At 64.3% G+C, this 4,280-nt stretch carries 4 protein-coding genes; 1 reads left to right on the top strand and 3 read right to left on the bottom strand.

All coding sequences use genetic code 11. The features are described from left to right. Positions 1 to 83 precede the first annotated feature (83 nt). The 3 genes from WEB61_RS05095 to folE form a co-directional block, all read right to left on the bottom strand. Positions 84 to 1,139 carry a patatin-like phospholipase family protein gene (locus WEB61_RS05095; protein ID WP_368063247.1) on the bottom strand — a complete coding sequence of 352 codons (1,056 nt, stop codon included), beginning with the start codon at positions 1,137 to 1,139 and terminating at the stop codon, positions 84 to 86. After that, positions 1,139 to 1,567, bottom strand: coding sequence for a phosphoribosyl-AMP cyclohydrolase (gene hisI / locus WEB61_RS05100; RefSeq protein ID WP_368063248.1), 429 nt, complete (start codon positions 1,565 to 1,567; stop codon positions 1,139 to 1,141). Before hisI ends, WEB61_RS05095 begins: the two co-directional genes overlap by 1 nt. A 90-nt stretch (positions 1,568 to 1,657) precedes the next feature. After that, positions 1,658 to 2,287 carry a GTP cyclohydrolase I FolE gene (gene folE, locus WEB61_RS05105; RefSeq protein WP_368063249.1) on the bottom strand — a complete coding sequence of 210 codons (630 nt, stop codon included), beginning with the start codon at positions 2,285 to 2,287 and terminating at the stop codon, positions 1,658 to 1,660. Between the two features lie 512 nt (positions 2,288 to 2,799). On the opposite strand from folE, the gene cysS reads away from it, so the two are divergent. Beyond that, positions 2,800 to 4,203 carry a cysteine--tRNA ligase gene (gene cysS / locus WEB61_RS05110; protein ID WP_368063250.1) on the top strand — a complete coding sequence of 468 codons (1,404 nt, stop codon included), beginning with the start codon at positions 2,800 to 2,802 and terminating at the stop codon, positions 4,201 to 4,203. The last annotated feature ends 77 nt before the right edge of the window (positions 4,204 to 4,280 follow it).

Consider the following 4,280-nt stretch of genomic DNA (forward strand, 5'->3'; position numbering starts at 1 on the left):
GGCGACAGACTCCGCATCTGCGGCTTTCCGGATTGCTTCGTCGCTTCGCTCCTCGCAATGACGGATATGTGGGCGGCTGGAGACTACGTCATCAACTCAATCGTCTCGCGGATATGCGGAATCGCTTCTTCGGCGGCTTCCTCGCCGAGGCGGATCAGTTCGTCCGCGTGGTCGAAGTCGAGCAGGCTCAGATGGCCAACCTTCGGCGCGATCATCACGTCGGGCGGGTCGCCGGCCATGCGCATGCGGCCGAGGCGGTCCTGCACGATGTTCAGCGAGGCCAGCATCACGCTGACGATGCCGGGGCCGCGGCGCTTGCCGCCGATGACGCGGCGCATCAGCTCCTGTTCGGGCGATTTCTTCCAGCGCAGCGATTTCAGCTTCTCGCGCAGGCGGGCGGCAACCTGACGGTTTGCGTCGCCGGCGGGGACGGACACTTCGTCCTCTTCCAGTTCCTCCGACATGCGTTCGCGCAATTCCTCGAGCAGATCGTCTTCGGCGAGGATCGGCGGCGCGGTGTCGAGATAGCCCGGGAAGCGGGCCACCGGCCGGACCCGGCGATGGATCGAGGGGTCGAAGGGATCGTTGTTGAGATTGACGGCGATGACGACACGGGCGCCGAGCGCGCGGGCGACCGAAACCGGCACCGGATTGACCAGCGCGCCATCGATCAGCCAGCGGCCGTCGACGGCGACCGGCGCAAAGACGCCGGGAAGCGCGTAAGAGGCGCGGATCGCCTGGGTGAGATCGCCCTTGTGCAGCCAGAGTTCGTGGCCGGTCGTCAATTCGGTGGCGACGCCGACAAAGGTGCGCTCGAGATCCTCGATGCGCAGGTCCGCAAGCTGTTGGCGCATCAGTTCGGCGAGCTTCGAATCACCGATCAGGCCCGACGAGCGGAAACGAAGGTCGAGCAGGCTCAGCATGCGGCGGCGCGTCAGCGAACGCGCGAAGTCCTCGAGCGGATCGAGGCGGTTGGCAGCCAGGCAACCGCCGACCAGCGCGCCGATGGACGTGCCCGCGACGATGTCGGGCTCGATGCCGGCGCGAGACAAGGCACGCAGGACGCCGATATGCGTCCATCCGCGGGCGACGCCGGCGCCAAGGGCGATGCCGATTTTCAGTTTGGGGACGGGCGGCATCAGCGGACCTTTTGTACGCCGGTGTGTTCGAGCGTGGCGGGCAGCTTGCCGAGCGGCACGCGGCGATAGAAGCAGGCGCGGTAGCCGACATGGCAGCAGCCGCCGTCGCCGGCGACTTCGACCTTCAGCCAGATCGTGTCCTGATCGCAATCGGTGCGGAGTTCCTTCACGGTCTGTATCTGGCCGCTGGTGTCGCCCTTGTGCCAGAGCTCGTTTCGCGAGCGGCTCCAGTACCAGGCCTCGCCGGTTTCGACGGTGCGGGCGAGCGCTTCGGCGTTCATCCAGGCGACCATCAGCAGTTCGCCGGACTTCGCATCCGTCGTGACTGCGGTGATGAGGCCGTCGCGGTCGAATTTCGGCGCGAAGGCCGCGCCTTCCTCGATTTCCTGCGCGGTGCCGCGAGAGCCGAAGGGGGATGTGCCTGTCATGTCGTCATCCATATTCAAGTGGCCGAATTGAAAAGGCCCCGCCATTCAGATGAAGGCGGGGCCTTTTGTCAAAACTTCGGTTTCGACGGCTCAGTATCCGCGGATCATCTGCATGAAACGGGCTTCCATCCGCGGATCGTCGCGGAAGACGCCGGTGAACTGCGTGGTGATGGTGGCGACATCCGGCTTCTTGATGCCGCGCGTCGTCATGCATTGATGCTTCGCCTCGATCAGAATGGCGACGCCCTGCGGCTGCAGCGCGGCGTTGATCGTGTCGGCGATCTGCGCCGTCATGGTTTCCTGCGTCTGCAGGCGGCGGGCGAAGATCTCGATGACGCGGGCGAGCTTGGAAATGCCAACGACCTTCCGGGTCGGCACATAGGCAATATGCGCGCGGCCGAGGATGGCAACCATGTGATGCTCGCAATGCGACTCGATGTTGATGTCGCGCAGCATCACCATGTCGTCATAGCCCTCGACTTCCTCGAAGGTGCGCGACAGTTCCTTGAAGGGGTCGACATTGTAGCCTTCGAAGAATTCCTCATAGGCACGCACGACGCGGCCGGGCGTGTCGATCAGGCCCTCGCGGTCGGGATTGTCGCCGGCCCATGCAATGAGGGTGCGGACGGCGGCTTCGGCCTCTTCGCGGCTCGGCTTTTCGACGGTCGACAAGCGGTCGTCATCCGTCCGGGCCTTAAGCCCATCAACTACAGCGTTCATGTCCATTCGACCAATCTCGTTAGGGGTTTCCCGGCAGCTTGTCCTCTACGTCGAGGGCCGGCATCCGGTTCAAGTCACAGGCCGCATTCCCCATCAAAATCCCGAGGAAAGCTGCCCGTTTTGCCCATCAAGCACGGGGTCTTATGCCATGCTGAAGTTGATGTGACATCGTCTCAACCTTGCATATAGCCTTGCGGAAACGGCCTATCAAGACCCGCAGGACAACGAGACGGCGCAAAACAGGCGGTTTGGCGCGGGCGGTTGGTTAATTCTTAAAGGCTTGCCGGGCAGGATCGGCTCGCTTAATAAAGGCACGAAGCGCCCCCGCAGGCGGGGCGCGATTCGCGGATTTCGGAGATTTCGGGCCATGGTTCGCCTGACGACATGTTGTCGAACTTCGCCGACCACGGGTGGCACGACCACCCGTTGCGCGGCCGACTGTCCGGCCGCCTGAGGCCCGTCGTCGCACGGGCCGCCCCCGCGAAGCCCCTGACGACACAAAGGCCTGCCCGATGAACGCCCAACCCAACCGACACAAGCTTTCGCTCTACAACACGCTGACGCGCAAGAAGGAAATCTTCGAGCCGGCGGATCCGAACCGCGTGACGATGTATGTCTGCGGCCCGACCGTCTACAACCACGCCCATATCGGCAATGCGCGGCCGGCCGTCGTGTTCGACGTGCCGGCGCGGCTCCTGCGGCGGCTCTACCCGCATGTCGTCTATGCGCGCAACATCACCGATATCGAGGACAAGATCATCGCCGCCGCGGCGGCACAGGGCGTCGAGATTTCGGTCGTGACCGAGAAATACGCGCAAATCTATCGCGACGATATGGGCGTACTCGGCGTGCTGGCGCCCGATCTCGAACCGAAAGCGACGGAGAGCGTCGCCGAAATGATCTCGATGATGGAACGGCTGATCGCGAGCGGTCATGCCTATGTCGCGGAAGGGCATGTGCTCTTCAACGTGCCGAGCTTTGCCGAATACGGGAAGCTTTCGGGCCGCGACCGCGACGACATGATCGCCGGCGCGCGGGTGGAAGTCGCGCCGTACAAGAAGGACCCGGCGGATTTCGTCCTGTGGAAGCCGTCGACACAAGACCAGCCCGGCTGGGACAGTCCGTGGGGACGGGGCCGACCCGGCTGGCACATCGAATGCTCGGCGATGATCGAGAAGCATCTCGGTGAGACCATCGACATTCACGGCGGCGGCATCGACCTGCAGTTCCCGCATCACGAGAACGAGCTGGCGCAGAGCACATGCACGCATGGCGTGCCGCTGGCGCGCTTCTGGCTGCATAACGGCTTCGTCAATATGGGCGCCGAGAAGATGTCGAAGTCGCTTGGCAATGTGCTGCTGGTTCACGATCTCATCCAGCAAGCGCCCGGCGAGGCGATCCGCCTGGCGCTGCTCAATGCCCACTACCGCCAGCCGCTCGACTGGTCGGAGGAGGGGCTTCAGCAAGCCAAGCGTATGCTCGACCGGCTTTACGGCGCGCTGCGCGGGCTTGCCGACGTCAGGTCGGAGCCGACCAACGATGCGGCGCCGGACGAATTCATGGCGGCGCTGACGGACGATCTCAACACGCCGAAGGCGCTGGCGGTGTTGTTCGATCTCGCCAAACAGGCCAACACGACGGCCGACCCCGGCACGCGGGCGCAGCTCAAGGCGGCGCTGATCGGCGCCGGGCGGCTGATCGGCGTGCTCGAAATGGACCCGGAGGCCTGGTTTGCAGGGGCGGGGGCGGCTTCCCATATTGACGGGGAAGAGGTCGAGCGGCTGATCGCGGCGCGCAATGCGGCGCGCAAGGACAAGGATTTCGCGGAAGCCGACCGCATCCGCGGCGCGCTTGCCGATATGGGCGTGGCAATCGAAGATGGGCCGCAAGGCACAAGCTGGAGAGTGGCGAGCTAGATGCTCAACGAAATCTACAACAAGCGCATTCTTGCACTCGCGGCGGATATTCCGTTCAGCGAGCGGCTCGACGCGCC

This window comes from Parvibaculum sp. (assembly GCF_040882025.1).
Lineage (GTDB): Bacteria > Pseudomonadota > Alphaproteobacteria > Parvibaculales > Parvibaculaceae > Parvibaculum.

What these genes read in the sequence shown, in the direction of transcription:
- WEB61_RS05095 (WP_368063247.1), bottom strand. Translation starts at nt 1,139, where the DNA reads ATGCCGCCCGTCCCCAAACTGAAAATCGGCATCGCCCTTGGCGCCGGC.
- cysS (WP_368063250.1), top strand. Translation starts at nt 2,800, where the DNA reads ATGAACGCCCAACCCAACCGACACAAGCTTTCGCTCTACAACACGCTG.
- hisI (WP_368063248.1), bottom strand. Translation starts at nt 1,567, where the DNA reads ATGACAGGCACATCCCCCTTCGGCTCTCGCGGCACCGCGCAGGAAATC.
- folE (WP_368063249.1), bottom strand. Translation starts at nt 2,287, where the DNA reads ATGAACGCTGTAGTTGATGGGCTTAAGGCCCGGACGGATGACGACCGC.